Source organism: Micromonospora sp. CA-263727 (assembly GCF_050942455.1).
GTDB lineage: Bacteria > Actinomycetota > Actinomycetes > Mycobacteriales > Micromonosporaceae > Micromonospora.
Genome location: NZ_CP192031.1, coordinates 6,444,159 through 6,461,374 on the forward strand (window position 1 = coordinate 6,444,159; position 17,216 = coordinate 6,461,374).

Here is a 17,216-nt window from a genome sequence, read left to right on the forward strand (position 1 = left end):
TGAGCGGGGCCGGGATGACCAGCAGCAGCAACGAGGCCGACCGGCTGGACAGCTGGCTGGCGCGGGAGGCGGGCCTGTACCGGTTGCTGCCCTACGCCGGGCTGGCCGTCGGCGCGCTGCTGGCCACCGTCGCGCCGGCACCCGGCGGCCTCCCGGTGACGGTCACCCTGGCCATGGCCGCGGCGGCCGGGTGCTGGGTCGCCTGGTTCCTCACCCTGCACCCGGCTTGGCAGAGTCGGCGCGGGCTGATGGTGGTCTACTACGTCGGGCTGCTCGCGTTCGCTGCCGCCCTGGTGTTCGCCAACCCGTGGTACGCCTTCTTCGCCTGGGTGGGTTTCCTGCACGCCTTCCTCGCGCTGCCCGGCAAGTGGGCGTTCGCCGGGGTGGTCGCCACCGCCGTCCTGGTCGCCACCGCACAGGCCGGCGGCCTGGTCAGCGCCGCGACGAACTGGCCACTCTGGCTGGTGCTGGTGCTCTTCAACGTGCTGGTGGCCAGCGGCGTGAGCTGGTTCCGCCTGGTCGCCGAGCGGCAGAGCACGCACCGCAAGCTGCTGGTGGAGGAGCTCGCCGCGGCCAACCGCCAGCTCGCCGAGACGGTACGCGAGAACGAGGGGCTGCACGCCCAGCTGATCACCCAGGCCCGGGAGGCCGGTGTGCTGGACGAGCGCCAGCGGATGGCCCGGGAGATCCACGACACCCTGGCCCAGGGGCTGACCGGCATCATCACTCAGTTGGAGGCGGCCGAGCAGACCCGGGACCGGTCCGCCGACTGGCGGCGGCACGTGGACAACGCGCTGAGCCTGGCCCGGGAGAGCCTCACCGAGGCACGCCGCTCGGTACGGGCCGTGCGCCCCGAGCCGCTGGAGACCGCCCGGCTGCCGGACGTGCTCAGCGAGTTGGGCGGGCGTTGGTCGGCCCTGCACGGGGTACCGGCCAGCGTCAGCACCACCGGCACGCCCCGTCCGCTGCACCCGGAGATCGAGGTGACGTTGCTCCGGGCCGCCCAGGAGGCGCTGGCCAACGTGGCCCGGCACGCGGCGGCGTCCCGGGTCGGGCTGACCCTGTCGTACATGTCGGACGTGGTGACCCTGGACGTCCGCGACGACGGGACGGGCTTCGACGTCACCGACGTGCCGGCGGCGCGGGAACCGGACGGCGGCTACGGCCTGACCGCCATGCGGCAGCGGGTGACCCGGGTCGGCGGCCGGCTGGACGTCGAGTCCGAGCCGGGCGGCGGCACCGCCGTCTCGGCCTCCGTGCCGGCGCTCCCCGGGAGTGCCGGATGACCGATCCGGTACGCCTGCTGATCGTCGACGACCATCCGGTGGTGCGGGACGGTCTGCGGGGCATGTTCACCGGCGACCCCGGCTTCGAGGTGGTCGGCGAGGCGGCGGACGGGGTCGAGGCGCTGGCCCTGACCGCGACGCTGCGCCCGGACGTGGTGCTGATGGACCTGCGGATGCCCGGGATGGACGGGGTGACCGCGATCGGTCGACTGGTCGGCTCGGGCAGTCCGGCGAAGGTGCTGGTGCTGACCACGTACGACACGGACGAGGACGTGCTGCCGGCGATCGAGGCCGGCGCCACCGGTTACCTGTTGAAGGACGCGCCCCGCGGCGAACTGGTCCGGGCGGTGCGGGCCGCCGCCCGGGGTGATTCGGTGCTCTCGCCCAGCGTGGCCGGGCGGCTGATGGGCCGCCTGCGCGCCCCCCGGCAGCCGGCCGAGGAGCCGCTCAGCCAGCGCGAACTGGAGGTGCTCACGCTGGTGGCGCGCGGCTCGTCGAACCGGGAGACCGCTGCCCGGCTCTTCATCAGCGAGGCCACGGTCAAGACCCACCTGCTGCACGTCTACGCCAAGCTCGGGGTCAACGACCGGGCGGCGGCGGTGGCCGCCGCGTACGACCGGGGCCTGCTCACTCCCGGCGGCCGGTGAGCGGATGCGGGCCGCGCGGTTGATCTCGCTGCTGCTGTTGTTGCAGGCACGGGAGGTGATGACGGCGGCGGAGCTGGCCCGGGAGCTGGAGGTCTCCGAGCGGACGGTGTACCGGGACGTGCTGGCGCTCTCCGCCGCCGGGGTGCCGGTCTACGCCGACCGGGGACGGGCCGGCGGCTACCGGCTGCTCGGCGGTTACCGGACCCGGCTGACCGGGATGACGCGGGACGAGGCGGAGGCGCTCTTCCTCGCCGGGCTGCCCGGCCCGGCCGGCGACATGGGGTTGGCCGACGCGGTCGCGACCGCGCAGCTGAAGGTCCTCGCCGCGCTGCCGCCCAGCCTGCGGGATGCCGCGGCGCGTACCGGGCAGCGCTTCCACCTGGACGTGCCCGGCTGGTACCAGCAGACCGCGCCGCCGCCATGGCTGGCCGAGCTGGCCGGCGCGGTCTGGCGGGACCAGGTGGTCACGCTCCACTACCGGCGCGGGGAGCGGGAGGTGACCCGGCGGCTCCGCCCGTACGGCCTGGTGCTCAAGAGCGGGATCTGGTATCTGATCGGCCAGGTCGGCGCGGACCTGCGCACCTACCGGGTGGAGCGGGTCACCGGGGTCGAGCCGCACCCGGAGAGCTTCGACCGGGATCCGGGCTTCGACCTCTCCGGATACTGGCAGGCGCAGGCCGAGTCGTTCCTCCGGGGCATGCTGCGGGCCGAGGTGACGCTCCGGCTGAGCCCCGCCGGCCTGCGTTGGCTCCGGCAGCTGACCGACATCCCGTTCGGGTACGAGGAGGCAGTCGCCGCCGCGTCCGGGCCCGACGGGCAGGGCTGGGTCACCACCCGGCTGCCCGTCGAGTCCGTCGACGTGGCGTACGCCCAGCTGCTCGGGTTGGGGCCGGAGGCGGAGGTGCTCGACCCACCCGAGCTGCGTGCGCGGCTGGCCGGGGCGGCCACCCGCACCGCCGCGCTCTACGCCCCCGCCGAGGCCGGACTTCCCCCCGCCGAGGCCGGACTCTCCCCCGCCGGAGCCGGCCGCTCCCCCGGCGGGGCCGGCACCGGTACCCGCGACTTCCCCGGCGGGGCCGGCACCGCGAGTGACCGCGACACCGGCTCCGGCCGGAGCGGCAGTGACCGCCGGGACGGTCAGCGGTAGCCGGTGACGTCGGCGGGCTTGCCGGCGTCGACCACCTCGACGATGTAGCGGAAGGCGTCGGGCTGGCTGCCGTCGACGTCGGTGAAGCCGTACACCGTGGAAAGCTCACCGGCGGAGACCGACCGGCCGCTCCACCGGTTCCGGTCCTCGTCGGCGGCGAGGGCGGCGACCGCCCGCCCGACGAACGCCGGAGTCTCCGAGATGAGGAAGTGCGGGTCCGTGGCCGCGCCGTCGCGCCAGTTCTCCTCGGTGACGCCGAAGTGTTCCAGCATCGCCTCGGACCGCAGCCATCCCGGGCTGAGCGCGACGGCGGTGCCGCCGTACGGCTTCAGCTCGTGCGCCCAGCTGAAGGCGAGCCGGTTGACCGAGGTCTTGGCCAGGTCGTAGAAGACCGAGAGCCGATAGTTGTCGTCGTTGTACGCCTTCGTGCCGTCACCGATCTCCACCACCAGCCCGCCGGGGCGGCGGATCAGCAGGGGCAGGGCGAAGTGGCTGGTGATCACGTGGGTGTCGACCGCCAGCCGGAGCGTACGGAAGCCGGCGTCCAGCGGCTGTTCCCAGACCGGCTTCTCCCAGGTGATCAGCGGGTCGGCGCCCCACACGTCGTTGACCAGCACATCCAGCCGGCCCTGCTCCGCGTCGATGCGGGCGACGAGGGCCCGCACCTCGTCGGGCACCAGGTGGTCGACCCGCGCCGCGATCCCGGTGCCGCCGGCCGCAGTCACCAGTTCGGCGGTCTCCTCGATGGTCTCCGGCCGGTCCAGTTCGGAGCGGCCGGCGCGGCTGCTGCGGCCGGTCGCGTAGACAGTGGCACCCGCGGCGCCGAGTTGGACCGCGATCTGCCGGCCGGCGCCCCGGGTCGCCCCGGCGACCAGCGCCACCTTTCCGGTCAGCGATTTCGTCATGGACAGCACGCTGCCAGAGATACCTGACAACCGAAGTCAGGTTTCGCTGGTTCCCGCTCCGCGTGGCCGCTCAGTCGAGGCAGAACTCGTTGCCCTCGACGTCCTGCATCACGAGGCACGACTCGTTGACACCGTCGGCACGCAGCAGTCGCACGCGTACCGCGCCGAGCGGGAGGAGGCGGGCGCACTCGGCCTCAAGGGCGGCCAAGCGCTGCTCGCCCACAAGCCCGGTGCCGACCCGAACGTCGAGATGCACCCGATTCTTTACGACCTTGCCTTCGGGTACGCGCTGGAAGAACAGTCGCGGGCCCACGCCCGAGGGGTCGACGCAGGCAAATGCCGAGCCCTGCCGCTCCGGCGGCAGCGCGCGGTCGAACTCGTCCCAGCTGGCGAACCCCTCCGGTGGCGGCGGCACGACGTAGCCCAACACCTCGCACCAGAAACGCGCGACCCGCTCCGGCTCCGCGCAGTCGAAGGTGACCTGGAACTGCTTGACTGACACCATCGGACCACCATAGAGACTCTCCTCCGTCGCCTCCACGAGGTAACCGGCGGTACGGGGCGCCAGCTAGTCCACCAGGCGGATACGGACCCGGCGGTTGGCGCGGCCCTTGCTCTCCACCTTGACCACCCGCACCTTGCCGATCTGCGCGGTGGACGCGACGTGTGTCCCCCCGTCGGCCTGCACGTCCAGCCCGACGATGTCGACGATGCGGACCTCCACCTCGTCGGGTGGGATCAGGTTCGACTGGGTACGGATGATGTCCGGCAGGGCCAGCGCCTCGGCACGCGGCAGCACCCGCGTGGCGACCGACCGGTCGGCGGCCACCTCGGCGTTGACCAGATCCTCGATGCGGGTCTTGAAGTCGGCCGGCACCTCGGGCAGGTTGAAGTCCATCCGGGCCTCGCCGGGTTCCATGTTGCCGCCGGTGACCAGCGCGCCGAAGTCGCGGAACACCACCCCGCAGAGCACGTGCAACCCCGAATGGGTACGCATCAGCCGGCTCCGCCGCTCGTCCTGCACCGCACCGGTGACCGTGCTGCCGGCCGGCGGCAGCGGGTCGTCCTCGGCCGGGATCAGCCACAGGTCGTCGGCCTTGCGGGTGCCGACGATCCGGGTCTGCACCCCCTGCCACAGCAGCACGCCGTGATCCGGTGGCTGCCCGCCACCGCCCGGGTAGAACGCCGAGCGGTCCAGCACGATGCCCTGCTCGGGGTCGCTGTGCAGGACCGTGCACCGCCACTCGCGCAGGGTCGGGTCGGCCAGGTCGAGGCGGTGCGTACGGCCGTGATGTGTGACGCCCATGACAGCGCAGGCTACCCGTTGAGGAACTCGGAGATCCGTCCGCGCAGGTCGGCGCGATCCGTCCAGAGCACGCCGGGGCGGGCGTACCGGTGCAGGGTCGCCCCGGGCAGGGCGGCGGCGAGTTGCTCGGCGACCTCCACCGGGTGCAGGTCGTCGCCCTCGGCGGCGATGACCAGGGCCGGCGCGGTCACCGCGGCGAGCACTCCCGCGTCGGCCAGCGGCGCCTGCTCCGGCAGGTCGGCCAAGCCGGCGGCGAGCCCGTCGCGCAGCAGGTGATCCAGCCGCTGGCGAAGGTACGCCCAGCCGGCCGGCGTGTTGCGTACGGCCGGCGGCAGCTCGGCCGCGACGACCTCGGCCACGGCCGAGGCGTCCCCGCTCTCCACCGCCGCCAGCAGCTCGGTCAACCGGGCCCGGGCGACCGGCCCCCGCGGCCGGTCGAGGGCGGCGGGCAGGAAGAAGACGAGCCGCTCGAAGCGCTCCGGGCTCTCGACCAGCAGCCGGCACAGCGCGCCCGCGCCGAGGCTGACCCCGAAGGCCCGGGTCGCGCCGGCCAGGTCGGCGATCGCCCGCAGATCCCGGGCCAGGTCCAGATAGCTCCACGGCCCGTCGGGCGCGTCGGAGCGGCCGTGGCCACGGAACTGGAAGAAGACCTTGCGGCCGGTGACGCCGCTGCCGAAGGGGCGGGTGGTGGCGATACCGTTGCCCAGCCCGTGGGCGAACACGGTGACCGGGTCACCGACCCCGGTGACCAGCCGCTCCAGGCGTACCTCGTGCGGCGTGGCGACCATCTCGGTCTCCGGTTCGGGCAGCGGCGGGCGGCCGCTGCGCGGCCCGCCCGGACCGGGCCCCCAGGTGCGAGGTCCGCCGTCCGGTGGTGGTGGCCAGCGGAAGGCCCTCACCAGGACCCTCTACCGTCGCCCAGTTCGCGTAGCCCGACCCGGACGTCGAGCAGGTAGATGAGTGCCGCCGCGACGCCGATCAGCCCGAAGATGCTGAGCGTCGTGCGGGTGAGCAGGGTCAGCAGCAGGGTGACCGCAAGAATCGCGATCCAGCCGCCCTTCGGCAGCGTGCCGATCGCGGGGAACGCGTCGGAGCGCTGCGTGACGGCGTGCACGAGCGCGATCCCCTGCACGACGAGAGCGAAGACGAACAGGACCAGATCGATCACGTAGGTAACGTCGAAAACAAAGATCGGCGCGGCGTTGGCCATGACGGCTAGCTTATGCCGGCGATCCCGGATCCGTCCGACAGGACGGTAGCCGGGATCGCCGGCATCGGTCACTCGGCCGCCGGACGGCTCCGCTTGCTGCCTCGCGGCAGCTTCGCCGACGGGGTGGCGTCCCGCTTGGCGGCGGACTGCCGAGGGGTCGTCTTGGCCCGGGCGGCCTTCTTCGCGCCCGCCGGCTTCGCCTCGGCAACCTCGGCCACCTTGGCCGGGCTCGGCGCCTCGACCGGCTTGCTTTCTGCGGCGGGCTTGGTCTCCGCAGCGGGCTTGGTCTCCGCGACCGTTGCGGTGGCCTCGGTCGGCTTGGTCTCCACAGCCGACGCGGTGGCCTCGGTCGGCTTGGTCTCCACAGCCGACGCGGTCGCCTCGGTGGCCTCGGTGGCCTCGATGTCGGCGTTCACCGTGTCGGCGGCCTCCAGCACGCCCGCGCCGACGACCCGCTCGCCCCGCGCGACCAGCGCACCGTACGCGGCCAGCGCCCGCTCCTGCGCGACCTGGGCCCCGGCGACGACCGCGGCGGCATTGCGGGTCGCCACCTCGCGCAGCCGGTCCAGGTCCGCCGCCTCACGCAGCTTCCCCAGGTCCGCCGCCTCGCGCAGCTTTGCCAGGTCGGCGGAGTCGCGCAGCCGGTTGAAGTCCGCTGCCTCACGCAGCTTCCCCAGGTCGGCGGCCTCGCGTAGCCGGGTCAGGTCGGCGGCCGGGGCGGCGGCCTTCTGCCGCAGCGACTCGGCGGTCAGGTTGGCGTTGCGCAGCGTGTCGTTGGCCTTCTGGCGCAGCTCGAAACCGGCGACGACGGCCTTGCCGCCCAGGTCGCCGACGACCCGGCCGCCGTCGGCGACGACGCGGTCGCGCAGCTCACCGACCACGGCGGGCAGTTTGCGCAACTGCTCCAGGGCCAGCTCACCGGCGCCGGCAGCGGCATAGATCGGAGCGGGAATGCGGTTGGTCCTCGGCTCGGTCATGGCTTCTCCTCCTGGGCCGCCGCGGCGGCCTTGCGGACCACCTTGCGGGCGGCCTTCTTGGCAGGCGTACGGGTCGGCGCGGCTGCCGCACCCGCCTCGGTCACGGCCACCGATTCGAGAACGGCCTCGGTCGGTGAACCTTCAACGGTGGTGGGTCCGGTCGCGGCCAGGTTCGCCACGTCGGGTGCGGTGACATCAGGCGCGGCCAGGTCGGCCGCGTCCGGCGACGCGAAGCCGGCGGCGGATGCATTGCCGGCGGCGGATGCGTGACCGGCGGCGGTGCCCTGACCGGCGGCGGCCTCGCTCGCGGCGGCACCGGCAGCGGCGGTCGCCTCGGCGAGCCGGGCGTTCTCCCGGCGGAACGTCTCGTAGATCTGGGTGAGGGACTGCTTCTGGGCCATCGTCAGGTCCGGATCGACCGCGATGGCCGCCAGCACCCCCTGCCCCTCCTTGTCGTCGAGCAGCCCGGCCCGCAGGTACATCGCCGGGGTGGAGACCCGCAGCGCGCTGGCGAGTTGCTGGAGCACCTCGGCGCTGGGCCGGCGCAGGCCGCGCTCGATCTGGCTGAGGTAGGGATTGCTGACTCCGGCCTGGTCGGCGAGCTGCCGCAGGGAAATCTTCGCGTTCCGCCGCAGATCACGAATGAACCCGCCGACGTCGGGAAGGTCCTTGGATGTGGCCATGACTCAACGCTAGCTCGGCCTGCTAGCAACTGCAAGCGAAGCGCTAGCCGAAGTTAGCAGGGTCTCACTGTCCGGTTGCGCGCCACTCGTACCTGGTCGTACCGTCCTGCGGTGACCAAGATCGAAGTAAATGGCGCCCGGTTGGCGTACGACGAGGTCGGCAGCGGATCCCCGGTCGTCCTGCTCCATGCCGGCATCGCCGACCGCCGGATGTGGCGCGAGCAGGTCGGCGCGCTCGCCACCCGGCACCGGGTGATCGCCCTGGATCTGCGCGGCTACGGCGACTCCGAGCTGCCGCCCACCCCCTTCGCCCACCACCACGACGTGGCCGGCCTGCTCGACGCGCTCGGCCTGGCCCGCGCCGCCCTGGTCGGCTCCTCGTTCGGTGGAGCGGTGGCGATCGACACCGCACTCGCCCACCCGGAGCGGGTCAGCGCGCTCGCCCTGCTCGGCACCGCCGTCTCCGGACACGACTGGTCCGAGGAGACCAACGACCTCTGGGAGACGCTGGTCGGCGAGGTGGACCCGGAGGACTTCGCCGCCACCGCCGCGGGCGAGGTGCGGTTCTGGGTGGTCGGCCCGGAGCGCAGCCCGGAGGACGTGGACCCGCAGCTGATCGCCTTCGCCACCGCGATGGACGAACGCGCGCTCGCCGCCGAGTTGGCGCTCAGCGCGGTGGACATCGCCGAGCTGGACCCGCCGGCCGTCGACCGGCTCGGCGAGCTGGGCGTACCCGTGCTGGTCGGTGCCGGCGCGGCGGATGTGCCCGACATCCGGCAGCTGGCCGACCGCATCGCCGCCGACGCGCCGCAGGCCGTGCGGCTGCCCGACGTGCCGGACGCCGCCCACCTGCTGCCGCTGGAGCGGCCGGCTCCGGTCAACGCCGCCCTGCTCGACTTCCTTCCCTGAGCTGAGCGGCTGTCGGATGACCCCGCGGGACTTCACGGCAGCGGCTGTCCGACCCCTCTGGTGCCCGGCGCCGGGCACCGGAGGGCGGTGGGCCGCTACCAGAGCGGGCGTACCCCGCCGACCGGGAGGCCGCCGCCGAAGAGCGGCACCTCCGCGAACTCCGCCAGCACCGGCGCGTCGACCGCGAGCCGGCGCAGCGCGGAGACCAGCACCGGCATCCGGGCCCGACCCGCGCCGTCGTCGATCTTCAGGGCCACGGCACCGACCTCCGGCAGCGCCGCGGCGATGACACCCTCCGCGCCCACCTTCACCAACAGCCCGGGTACGCCGCGCATCAGCCGGGTGTCGTCGGCCTGCGTACCGCCGACGATCTCCGGATGCGCCCGCATCGCGTCGGCCACCGTGCGCGGCACCGTCCCCGGATCGGCCGCGACCAGCCGGAGGTACGCGCCGGCCAGTCCGGTCAACGACGCGGAGAGCACCGGGGCACCGCAGCCGTCGACGCCGACCGCCACCGCCTCCTCGCCGGTGAACTCCTCGACCGCGTACCGCAGTCGCTGCTGGAGGGGATGCTCCGCCCGCCAGTAGCCGTCCACCGGCCAGCCGGCCCGGCGGCAGGTCAGCAGCATTCCGGCATGCTTGCCGGAGCAGTTCATCTGGATCCGGGTGGGGCCGCCGCCGGCCCGCAGCACCGCCTCCCGCGCCTGTTCGCCGACCGGCAGCTCCGGCGGGCAGCGCAGGTCCTCCTCGCCGAGCCCGACGGTGGCGAGCAGCGCGCCGACCCGGGCGAGGTGAAACTCCTCACCCGCGTGGCTGGCCGCCACCAGGGCAAGATCGGCGGGATCGGTCAGCGGCAGGCCGTCGCGGATCATCCCGACCGCCTGCATCGGCTTGTTCGAGGAGCGGGGGAAGACCGGCGCGGTCACGTCACCCGCCGCGGCCACCACCGCGCCGGTGGCGTCGAGCACCACCACCGACCCTCGGTGCACACCCTCGACGAAGCCGGACCGGACCACCTCGGCGAGCGGCGCGCCGCCCCCGTACGTCTTTCCCACGACGTGGACGGTACCGGCGTACCGGACCCGCCCGCCGCCGGGGTGAGCAGGGAATCAACCTCCGGGCGTACAGGTGCGTCGGCCAGGGGCGACCTTACCGGCCGAGCAGTTGGCGGGCCTCGTCGGTGTTCAGCGGCGGGCGCTGGGCGAGTTGGGCGAAGCCGACCGCCCGGGCCACCAACTGCATGTTGGACTCCACCGGACGGCCCTTGGCGTACGTCACCGTGTCCTCCATCCCGACCCGCAGGTGACCGCCGGCGGAGAGCGCGGCGAGCATCACCGGAATGCTGGTACGGCCGATGCCGGTCGCCGAGAAGGTGGTGCCCTCCGGCAGGTCGCGGAGCATCTGCTGGGCCGCGACGAGCGTCGCCGTGGTGCCCGGCATGCCACCGGGCACCCCCATGACGAAGTCGACGTGAACGTGGCCGCCGTGCGGCAGGCCGTACCTGCCGAGCAGGCGCTGCAACGCGCTCAGGTGGCCGAGATCGAAGATCTCGTACTCCGGCAGGATGCCGCGTTCCTGCATCCGGGCGTGCAGGTCGACGATGAACTCCCAGCGGTTGAGGAAGACCTCGTCACCGAAGTTGACCGTGCCCATGGTGCAGGAGGCCATGTCCGGCCCCGCGTCCAGCACGGCGAGCCGGTCGGCCTCCGGGTCGGTGACCGCGCCGCCGGTGGAGAGCTGCACGATCAGGTCGGTGCTCTCGCGCAACGCCGCCACGGTCGCCCGGAGCCGGCCCTGGTCGAGGGTCGGCCGCGCCTCGTCGTCCCGAATGTGGACGTGGATCACGGAGGCGCCCAGCGCCTCGCACTCCTTCGCGGTGAGCAGCAGCTCATCGAGGGTCACCGGCAGCGCCGGCACCTCCGCCTTGGCCGACTCCGCGCCGGTCGGGGCAACCGTGATCAACGTCCCTGTTGTCATGCCGGCGATCCTAGAACGCCCACTGCGGGCACCGGCGTTGACCGGCCTCGGTGTGTTAACAGGGGGCCCGTCCTCTACCGCAGGCGTTAACAGGGGGCCCTTCCTTACATCTGGTCGATGGCGGCGGTGCTGTCGGCGATGCGGAGGGGGGCGGTGTCGGGGACGGATCGCTTGACCACGGCGAGCGCGATCTGACCCAGCTCGTAGTGGTGCACGGCGGTGCCGACGAAGCCGACCGTCCGGCCGTCGAGGGTGACCGGGGTGCCGGCGGCCGGCAGTTGGTCGGTGGTCACGCCGTCCAGGTGCAGCAGGACCAGCCGGCGCGGCGGGCGGCCCATGTTGTGTACCCGGGCGACCGTCTCCTGCCCCCGGTAGCAGCCCTTGTCCAGGTGCACGGCCGGGGCGATCAGATCCACTTCGGCGGGGATCGTCCGGTGGTCGGTGTCGACACCGACCCGGGCCCGTCGGGCGGCCACCCGCACCGCCTCGTACGCCCACAGCCCGACCGGCGGCACTCCGTTGCCGCGCAGCTGCGTGACCACCTGGTCCATCGCCGGGCGAGGCACCAGCAGGTCCACGCCCAACGGCCCGCGCCGGGCCCACCCGCCGATCGGCAGCGGCTTGACGTCGTAGCGGACGGTGGGTCGTGCGGACAGCTCGCCGGAGCGGAACTTGGGACCGGGCACGCCGGTCATCTCCGGTGCGGCGAGCGCAGGCACGTCGAGCACCGAGACGGCGTCGGTCGCCTGCGGCCCGACCAGCGACAGCAGGGCGTGGTCGGCGGTGGCGTCGCGGGGCTCGACCCGGCTGAAGAAGCGCATCTTCTCCAGGTAGGTCAGCAGGCCCCCGGTGGCCCCCGGCTCGGTGTCCAGCCAGGTGGTGACGCCGTCCTCGGCGACCATGGCGTGCTGCTCGACGTGGCCGTGCGGGCTGAGCACGAGCAGTTCGGTGCCCTGCCAGGCGGCCAACTCGGCCAGGTGCTGGGTGGTGAGGGTGTGCAGCCAGGAGATCCGCTCCTCGCCCGGTACCGCGATGATGCCCCGGTGGGACCGGTCGACCAGGCCGACCTCGGTCTCCAGCAGGCGCTGCTCCCGCATCGGGTCGCCGTAGTGCGCGGCCACCGACCGCACCCCGGCCGCCGCGTGGGCCGGCTCCGGCTGGTCCCGGCTGGCCTCGTCGATGCTCTCCATGGCCACCGCACCCGCGATGTCGATCATGCTTGCTCCCCGTTCCCGCACCGCTCGCAGACGCCGAAGAAGGAGACGTGGCCGATGTCCATCCGGAAACCCCGCCCGGCCGCCAACCGGTCGGCCAGCGGGCGCAGCAGCTCCGGATCCATCTCGTCGATGGCGCCGCACTCCCGGCAGACGAGGTGGACGTGCTGGTCCTCGCCGGCCGCGTGGTAGGTCGGTGAACCGTGCGACAGGTGGGTGTGGGTGACCAGGCCGAGCCGCTCCAGCAACTCCAGCGTGCGGTAGATGGTGGTGATGTTGACGCCCGCGGCGACCTCGCGTACCGCCGTGTGCACCTGCTCCGGGGTGGCGTGCCCCAGGTCCAGCACCGCCTGGAGGATCAGCTGTCGCTGCGCCGTCAGCCGCAGCCCACGGGAGCGGAGCAGTTCCGCGAGGGAGGATTCGGACATCCTCCGATCATAGTTCGGCAATCCGCGCACCTCCCGGCGCGGCCGGTCGGCACTATGCTCGTCCCCCATGGTGGCGTCGCGGATCGGCGTGCTGGGCCGGGGACTGTTGCCGGCCGGGGAGCCGGTGCTGCGCGCGGACGACCTCGGTGTGCTGCGCGGCGACGGGCTCTTCGAGACCATGCATCTGCGCGGCGGGCGGCCCTGGCTACGCCGCGAGCACCTGGCCCGGCTGCGGGCCGGCGCGGCGGCCGTGGAGCTGACCCTGCCGGCCGACGCGGCCCTGGTCGAGCTGCTGGACATCGTCGCCGCCGGGTGGCCGGCCGAGGTCGAGGGCGCGCTGCGGCTGGTCTGCACCCGGGGGCCGGAGGCCGGTGGGCCACCCACCGTCTACGCCACCCTGTCGGAGGTCACCCCGGCGGCCCGGCAGGCCCGGCACGACGGGGTACGCGTCGCCACCCTCTCCCTGGGCGTGCCCGCCGAGGCCCGCCCCGAGCTGGACTGGCTCCCGGCCGGCATCAAGTCGACGTCGTACGGGGCGAGCACGGCCGCCCGCCGCTGGGCCGCCCGGGCCGGCGTGGACGACGTGCTCTGGGTCTCCTCCGACGGGTACGCGCTGGAGGGGCCGACCGCCAACGTGGTGTGGCTGGCCGGCGACACGCTCTGCACCGTGCCGGCCCGGCGCACCGGCATCCTGCCCGGCACCACCGTCGCCTGGCTGCTCGACCACGCCGCCGAGGTGGGCTGCCGGGCCGCCGAACGCATGGTCACCCCGGCCGGGCTGCGCGCCGCCGACGGCGTCTGGCTCAGCTCGTCCATCCGTGGCCTGGTGGAGGTGCTCGCCCTCGACGGCGAGCGGCTGTCCCGCAGCCCGCGTACCCGCGCGCTACAGGAACTGGTCGGTTTCCCGCTGCCCTGACGGTGGGCCAGCGGATCGCGTCAGCCGGCGACCCGGATCAGCCGGGCGGAGAGGTGCGGGGAGAGCGGCTGGCCGACGGCGGCCATGTCCTGGGCGTAGAGCAGGGCGCCCTCGACGATGCCGAAGAGCCGGTGCCCGGCGGTGACCTCCTTGGCGGTGGCCGTCCGCACCACGGCGTCGGTGACGAACTCGATCTGGGTGCCCTTGCGCCGGCCGACGTGCAGCTCCATCACCCCGGTCGGGACGGTCAGCAGGGCCTCCAGCTCGTCGGTGGCCCGGTCACCGTCCAGCACCGGCCGCCACCAGCCGACCTCCCGGCCCGCCGGGCGCACCGGACGGCTCTGCTCGTCGAGGATCCAGGCCCGCGACTCGTAGTGCAGGAAGGGCCGGCCGTCGTGGCTGATCCGGATCTCCTGGGCGAAGTCGAAGTCCTCGATGGTGGGAAAACCACCCCGGCCCCGACCCCGCCACACCCCGATGTACGGCAGCAGGCCGTCCAGCGTGGGGTGCAGCTTCGGGCCGACCCGCAGGTCGTGACTCTCCTCGAAGGGGTACGGGTCGACCGGCGGCGCGTTCAGCCACGGCGGCGGCGCCAGCGGGTTGTCGTCACTCACGGTGCCATTTGCCTCTCGAAATGCGGACAGCCAGGTAGACCAGGCCGCCGGCGAGCGCGCCCAGGCCGGCGACCAGCAGGCTGACGAACCCGATCTCGGTGACCATCCGGGTCATCCTATGCTGGGCGGTATGGCCCGCACTCTCGTCGTCAAGGCCACCGCCGGCACCGACGCGCCCGAGCGTTGCGCCCAGGCATTCACCGTGGCGGCCACGGCGGCCGCCGCCGGGGTGCACGTCTCGCTCTGGTTGACCGGCGAGTCGACCTGGTTCGCCCTGCCCGGCCGGGCCCAGGATTTCGAGTTGCCGCACTCGGCGCCGCTGGCCGAGTTGCTGCACGTGATCCTGGCCACCGGCACGGTGACCGCGTGCACGCAGTGCGCCGCCCGCCGGGACATCGGCCCCGGCGACGTGCTGCCCGGCGTCCGGATCGCGGGCGCTGCGGTCTTCGTCGAGGAGACGATGGCGGAGGGCGCGCAGGCGCTCGTCTACTGAGGCGTCCAGGCAGGACGCGGCAAGGCGGCCGAACCCGCCCGGCAAGTCGGACCAATGCCTACGATTCGGGTGTGACCGAGGCGACCGAGCAGTTCTTCGCGACCTTGCCGGCTCGCGCCCCGGCGATTCTGCGCGCCCCGGTCGACGGCACGCTGCGCATCGACCTCTCCGACGGCCAACGCACCGTGCACTGGCTGGTCCGGATGCGGCCGGGGGCCGCCGAGGTCAGCCAGGGACCGGAACCGGCCGACGCCATCTGGTACAGCGGCGAGGACCTCTTCGACCGGCTGGTCACCGGCCGGGCGCAGGCGTTGGCCGCGCTGTTCCGCAACGAGAGCACGTACACCGGGAACGTGGTGCTGTTTCTCGCCTTCCGCCTGTTCTTCCCGGCCGCGCCCGGCACCCGGGACCCGCGCGAGGTGGCCCGCGAGCACGTCCGGCGGGGGCGGTGACGGATTTGGTCAGCATCCTGGACGGCAACACGTTCCTGGTCAGTGACCACCGTGGGGACATCGAACCATCGCTGGACTTCCCCACCGGCCTCTTCGCCTTCGACACCCGCTTTCTCTCCACCTGGCTGCTGCTGCTCGACGGCGAGCGGCTACAGGCGCTCTCCGTCGACGACGCGGAGTCCTACCGGACCCGCTACTTCCTGGTGCCCGGCGAACCCAGCCACTTCCTGGACACCAAGGTCTCGGTGATCAGGAGTCGGGCCATCGGCGGCAGCTTCGACGAGGAGCTGACCGTGCTCAACCACTCCGGGCAGGAGATGACGTTCACCGTCCGGGTCGAGATGGCCGCGGACTTCGCCGACCTGTTCGAGATCAAGAACACCCGGGGCAAGCGCGGCCACCTCACCGCCAAGGTCGCGGAGGACACGCTGCGCCTGACGTACCGCCGGGATGCCTTCCACCGCGAGACGGTGGTCAACACCAGCGCCCCCGCGGAGATCGACAAGACCGGGATGACCTTTCGGATCCAGATCGAGCCGCACGGCGAGTGGACCACCCGGTTGACGGTCACCACCGTGATCTACGGTGCCCGCGGCGAGGACGTCCGCACCCGCCTGCCGCTCTCCGGCAGCCGGACCACGGCGGACATCCAGGCCGAGCACGCCGACTTCGTCGCCAAGGCACCGAAGCTGGGCTGCGACTGCGAACCGCTGGCCGGGGCGTACCGGCGCAGCCTCAACGACCTGGGCGCGCTGCGGTACGAGTCGATCGCGCTCGGCGTCCGGCTGATGGCCGCCGGGCTGCCCTGGTTCATGACGCTGTTCGGCCGGGACAGCATCATCACCTCGCTCCAGGTGCTGCCCTTCCTGCCGGAGCTGATCCCGCCGACGTTGACGATGCTGGCCGGCCTCCAGGGCCACCGGCTGGACGACTTCCGCGACGAGGAGCCGGGCAAGATCCTGCACGAGCTGCGCTACGGCGAGACCGCCGGCTTCGAGGAGCAGCCGCACTCGCCCTACTACGGTTCGGCCGACTCCACGGCGCTGTTCGTGATCCTGCTCGACGAGTACGAGCGGTGGACCGGTGACGTCGAGTTGGTCAAGCGGCTGGAGTTCTCCGCCCGGGCCGCCCTGACCTGGATCGACACCTACGGCGACCTGCTCGGCACCGGGTACGTCTGGTACCAGACGCGCAACCCGCAGACCGGCCTGGAGAACCAGTGCTGGAAGGACTCGTGGGACGCCATCAGCTACTCCGACGGACGCCTGCCGAGTTTTCCCCGGGCCACCTGCGAGTTGCAGGGCTACGCGTACGACGCCAAGCTGCGCGGCGCCCGGATGGCCCGGCTGTTCTGGAACGACCCGCAGTACGCCGACCAGCTGGAGCGCGAGGCCGCCGAGCTGAAGGAGCGGTTCAACCGGGACTTCTGGCTGCCGGGGAAGGGGTACTACGCGCTCGCGCTGGACGCCGACGGCAGCCCGGTGGACGCGCTCAGCTCCAACATCGGGCACCTGCTCTGGAGCGGCATCGTGGAGGAGTCACGGGCCGCGCGGATCGCCGAGCACCTGCTGAGCCCCCGGCTCTTCTCCGGCTGGGGCATCCGGACCCTCGCCGACGACCAGGGACGCTACAACCCGATCGGCTACCACGTGGGCACGGTCTGGCCGTTCGACAACTCGATCATCGCCTGGGGACTCTGGAAGTACGGATTCCGGGCGGAGGCCGGGCAGATCTGCGAGTCGATGCTGGCGGCGTCGCGCTACTTCGCCGGCCGGCTGCCGGAGGCGTTCGCCGGCTACGAGCGTGAACTCACCGAGTACCCGGTGCAGTACCCGACCGCGTGCAGCCCGCAGGCCTGGTCGGCGGGGACGCCGCTGCTGTTGCTGCGGGTCATGCTCGGGCTCGAACCGGAGGGCGAGCACCTGATCATCGACCCGTACGTGCCGTCCGGGATGGGGCGGGTGGAGCTGCTGGACATCCCCGGCCGGTGGGGCCGGGTGGACGCGCTGGGCCGCAGCCGCACCCGCGACGACGAGTCGAACCGGTGACTCG

Annotated in this window: 20 protein-coding genes and 1 pseudogene; 8 read left to right on the plus strand and 13 right to left on the minus strand. The window is 73.1% G+C overall.

Annotated features, from left to right (window positions below):
- The first annotated feature begins 14 nt into the window (after window positions 1–14).
- The 3 genes and pseudogenes from ACQPYA_RS28305 to ACQPYA_RS28315 all read left to right on the plus strand — a co-directional run.
- Window positions 15–1,286 carry a sensor histidine kinase gene (locus ACQPYA_RS28305; protein WP_433530060.1) on the plus strand — a complete coding sequence of 424 codons (1,272 nt, stop codon included), beginning with the start codon at window positions 15–17 and terminating at the stop codon, window positions 1,284–1,286.
- The gene (locus ACQPYA_RS28310; protein ID WP_433530061.1) at window positions 1,283–1,933 is read left to right on the plus strand and encodes a response regulator; all 651 of its coding nucleotides are present in this window, start codon (window positions 1,283–1,285) and stop codon (window positions 1,931–1,933) included. Before ACQPYA_RS28305 ends, ACQPYA_RS28310 begins: the two co-directional genes overlap by 4 nt.
- Before the next feature lie 4 nt (window positions 1,934–1,937).
- Window positions 1,938–2,900: pseudogene (locus ACQPYA_RS28315) on the plus strand (helix-turn-helix transcriptional regulator); the annotation flags it as partial.
- A gap of 170 nt (window positions 2,901–3,070) precedes the next feature.
- Here the strand turns inward: ACQPYA_RS28315 and ACQPYA_RS28320 are convergent.
- The 7 genes from ACQPYA_RS28320 to ACQPYA_RS28350 form a co-directional block, all read right to left on the minus strand.
- On the minus strand, window positions 3,071–3,985 hold the full coding sequence (locus tag ACQPYA_RS28320) for an SDR family oxidoreductase (RefSeq protein ID WP_433530062.1): 915 nt from the start codon (window positions 3,983–3,985) through the stop codon (window positions 3,071–3,073).
- 70 nt (window positions 3,986–4,055) lie between these two features.
- Complete coding sequence (locus ACQPYA_RS28325; RefSeq protein WP_433530063.1) at window positions 4,056–4,490, minus strand: VOC family protein; 435 nt, start codon at window positions 4,488–4,490, stop codon at window positions 4,056–4,058.
- A gap of 63 nt (window positions 4,491–4,553) precedes the next feature.
- Window positions 4,554–5,291, minus strand: a complete 738-nt coding sequence (locus ACQPYA_RS28330) for an alanyl-tRNA editing protein (protein WP_433530064.1) — start codon at window positions 5,289–5,291, stop codon at window positions 4,554–4,556.
- A gap of 11 nt (window positions 5,292–5,302) precedes the next feature.
- A complete protein-coding gene (locus ACQPYA_RS28335; protein WP_433530065.1) occupies window positions 5,303–6,190 on the minus strand; it encodes an alpha/beta fold hydrolase in 888 nt (295 codons plus the stop codon).
- Window positions 6,187–6,501 carry a DUF2516 family protein gene (locus ACQPYA_RS28340; RefSeq protein ID WP_433530066.1) on the minus strand — a complete coding sequence of 105 codons (315 nt, stop codon included), beginning with the start codon at window positions 6,499–6,501 and terminating at the stop codon, window positions 6,187–6,189. Before ACQPYA_RS28340 ends, ACQPYA_RS28335 begins: the two co-directional genes overlap by 4 nt.
- 68 nt (window positions 6,502–6,569) lie before the next feature.
- The gene (locus tag ACQPYA_RS28345; protein WP_433530067.1) at window positions 6,570–7,478 is read right to left on the minus strand and encodes a hypothetical protein; all 909 of its coding nucleotides are present in this window, start codon (window positions 7,476–7,478) and stop codon (window positions 6,570–6,572) included.
- Window positions 7,475–8,161 (minus strand): helix-turn-helix domain-containing protein, encoded by a 687-nt coding sequence (locus tag ACQPYA_RS28350; protein ID WP_433530068.1) that lies wholly within the window; start codon window positions 8,159–8,161, stop codon window positions 7,475–7,477. Before ACQPYA_RS28350 ends, ACQPYA_RS28345 begins: the two co-directional genes overlap by 4 nt.
- A 111-nt stretch (window positions 8,162–8,272) precedes the next feature.
- On the opposite strand from ACQPYA_RS28350, the gene ACQPYA_RS28355 reads away from it, so the two are divergent.
- On the plus strand, window positions 8,273–9,070 hold the full coding sequence (locus ACQPYA_RS28355; protein ID WP_433530069.1) for an alpha/beta fold hydrolase: 798 nt from the start codon (window positions 8,273–8,275) through the stop codon (window positions 9,068–9,070).
- Window positions 9,071–9,165: 95 nt separating this feature from the next.
- On the opposite strand, the gene ACQPYA_RS28360 is transcribed toward ACQPYA_RS28355, so the two are convergent.
- From ACQPYA_RS28360 to ACQPYA_RS28375, 4 genes are all read right to left on the minus strand, one after another.
- The gene (locus ACQPYA_RS28360; RefSeq protein ID WP_433530070.1) at window positions 9,166–10,125 is read right to left on the minus strand and encodes an asparaginase; all 960 of its coding nucleotides are present in this window, start codon (window positions 10,123–10,125) and stop codon (window positions 9,166–9,168) included.
- Between the two features lie 94 nt (window positions 10,126–10,219).
- Window positions 10,220–11,047 (minus strand): 3-keto-5-aminohexanoate cleavage protein, encoded by an 828-nt coding sequence (locus ACQPYA_RS28365; RefSeq protein ID WP_433530071.1) that lies wholly within the window; start codon window positions 11,045–11,047, stop codon window positions 10,220–10,222.
- A gap of 104 nt (window positions 11,048–11,151) precedes the next feature.
- Window positions 11,152–12,264: a YgfZ/GcvT domain-containing protein gene (locus ACQPYA_RS28370; protein ID WP_433530072.1), complete on the minus strand. Its 1,113-nt coding sequence runs from the start codon at window positions 12,262–12,264 to the stop codon at window positions 11,152–11,154.
- Window positions 12,261–12,689 carry a Fur family transcriptional regulator gene (locus ACQPYA_RS28375; RefSeq protein WP_433530073.1) on the minus strand — a complete coding sequence of 143 codons (429 nt, stop codon included), beginning with the start codon at window positions 12,687–12,689 and terminating at the stop codon, window positions 12,261–12,263. The genes ACQPYA_RS28370 and ACQPYA_RS28375 overlap by 4 nt, the downstream gene beginning before the upstream one ends.
- 67 nt (window positions 12,690–12,756) lie before the next feature.
- Between ACQPYA_RS28375 and ACQPYA_RS28380 the strand changes: the two genes are divergently transcribed.
- Window positions 12,757–13,605, plus strand: coding sequence for an aminotransferase class IV (locus ACQPYA_RS28380; RefSeq protein WP_433530074.1), 849 nt, complete (start codon window positions 12,757–12,759; stop codon window positions 13,603–13,605).
- Window positions 13,606–13,625: 20 nt separating this feature from the next.
- Here ACQPYA_RS28380 and ACQPYA_RS28385 read toward each other — a convergent pair whose 3' ends face one another.
- Entirely contained in the window at window positions 13,626–14,219 is a 594-nt protein-coding gene (locus ACQPYA_RS28385) for an FABP family protein (protein WP_433530075.1), read from the minus strand.
- Window positions 14,212–14,325: a small membrane protein MtfM gene (gene mtfM / locus ACQPYA_RS28390; RefSeq protein WP_433530076.1), complete on the minus strand. Its 114-nt coding sequence runs from the start codon at window positions 14,323–14,325 to the stop codon at window positions 14,212–14,214. The genes ACQPYA_RS28385 and mtfM overlap by 8 nt, the downstream gene beginning before the upstream one ends.
- Before the next feature lie 12 nt (window positions 14,326–14,337).
- Between mtfM and ACQPYA_RS28395 the strand changes: the two genes are divergently transcribed.
- The 3 genes from ACQPYA_RS28395 (at window position 14,338) to ACQPYA_RS28405 (ending at window position 17,212) form a co-directional block, all read left to right on the plus strand.
- Window positions 14,338–14,712 carry a DsrE family protein gene (locus tag ACQPYA_RS28395; protein WP_433530077.1) on the plus strand — a complete coding sequence of 125 codons (375 nt, stop codon included), beginning with the start codon at window positions 14,338–14,340 and terminating at the stop codon, window positions 14,710–14,712.
- 71 nt (window positions 14,713–14,783) lie between these two features.
- On the plus strand, window positions 14,784–15,164 hold the full coding sequence (locus ACQPYA_RS28400) for an SCP2 sterol-binding domain-containing protein (RefSeq protein WP_433530078.1): 381 nt from the start codon (window positions 14,784–14,786) through the stop codon (window positions 15,162–15,164).
- On the plus strand, window positions 15,161–17,212 hold the full coding sequence (locus ACQPYA_RS28405; protein WP_433530079.1) for an amylo-alpha-1,6-glucosidase: 2,052 nt from the start codon (window positions 15,161–15,163) through the stop codon (window positions 17,210–17,212). Before ACQPYA_RS28400 ends, ACQPYA_RS28405 begins: the two co-directional genes overlap by 4 nt.
- Window positions 17,213–17,216 lie beyond the last annotated feature (4 nt).

Bases quoted from the DNA above. Each gene is read 5' to 3' on its own strand.
- ACQPYA_RS28305 (WP_433530060.1), top strand. From the start codon at position 15: ATGACCAGCAGCAGCAACGAGGCCGACCGGCTGGACAGCTGGCTGGCG.
- ACQPYA_RS28325 (WP_433530063.1), bottom strand. From the start codon at position 4,490: ATGGTGTCAGTCAAGCAGTTCCAGGTCACCTTCGACTGCGCGGAGCCG.
- ACQPYA_RS28380 (WP_433530074.1), top strand. From the start codon at position 12,757: ATGGTGGCGTCGCGGATCGGCGTGCTGGGCCGGGGACTGTTGCCGGCC.
- ACQPYA_RS28350 (WP_433530068.1), bottom strand. From the start codon at position 8,161: ATGGCCACATCCAAGGACCTTCCCGACGTCGGCGGGTTCATTCGTGAT.
- ACQPYA_RS28365 (WP_433530071.1), bottom strand. From the start codon at position 11,047: ATGACAACAGGGACGTTGATCACGGTTGCCCCGACCGGCGCGGAGTCG.
- mtfM (WP_433530076.1), bottom strand. From the start codon at position 14,325: ATGGTCACCGAGATCGGGTTCGTCAGCCTGCTGGTCGCCGGCCTGGGC.
- ACQPYA_RS28370 (WP_433530072.1), bottom strand. From the start codon at position 12,264: ATGATCGACATCGCGGGTGCGGTGGCCATGGAGAGCATCGACGAGGCC.
- ACQPYA_RS28345 (WP_433530067.1), bottom strand. From the start codon at position 7,478: ATGACCGAGCCGAGGACCAACCGCATTCCCGCTCCGATCTATGCCGCT.
- ACQPYA_RS28395 (WP_433530077.1), top strand. From the start codon at position 14,338: ATGCTGGGCGGTATGGCCCGCACTCTCGTCGTCAAGGCCACCGCCGGC.
- ACQPYA_RS28340 (WP_433530066.1), bottom strand. From the start codon at position 6,501: ATGGCCAACGCCGCGCCGATCTTTGTTTTCGACGTTACCTACGTGATC.
- ACQPYA_RS28310 (WP_433530061.1), top strand. From the start codon at position 1,283: ATGACCGATCCGGTACGCCTGCTGATCGTCGACGACCATCCGGTGGTG.
- ACQPYA_RS28320 (WP_433530062.1), bottom strand. From the start codon at position 3,985: ATGACGAAATCGCTGACCGGAAAGGTGGCGCTGGTCGCCGGGGCGACC.
- ACQPYA_RS28375 (WP_433530073.1), bottom strand. From the start codon at position 12,689: ATGTCCGAATCCTCCCTCGCGGAACTGCTCCGCTCCCGTGGGCTGCGG.
- ACQPYA_RS28330 (WP_433530064.1), bottom strand. From the start codon at position 5,291: ATGGGCGTCACACATCACGGCCGTACGCACCGCCTCGACCTGGCCGAC.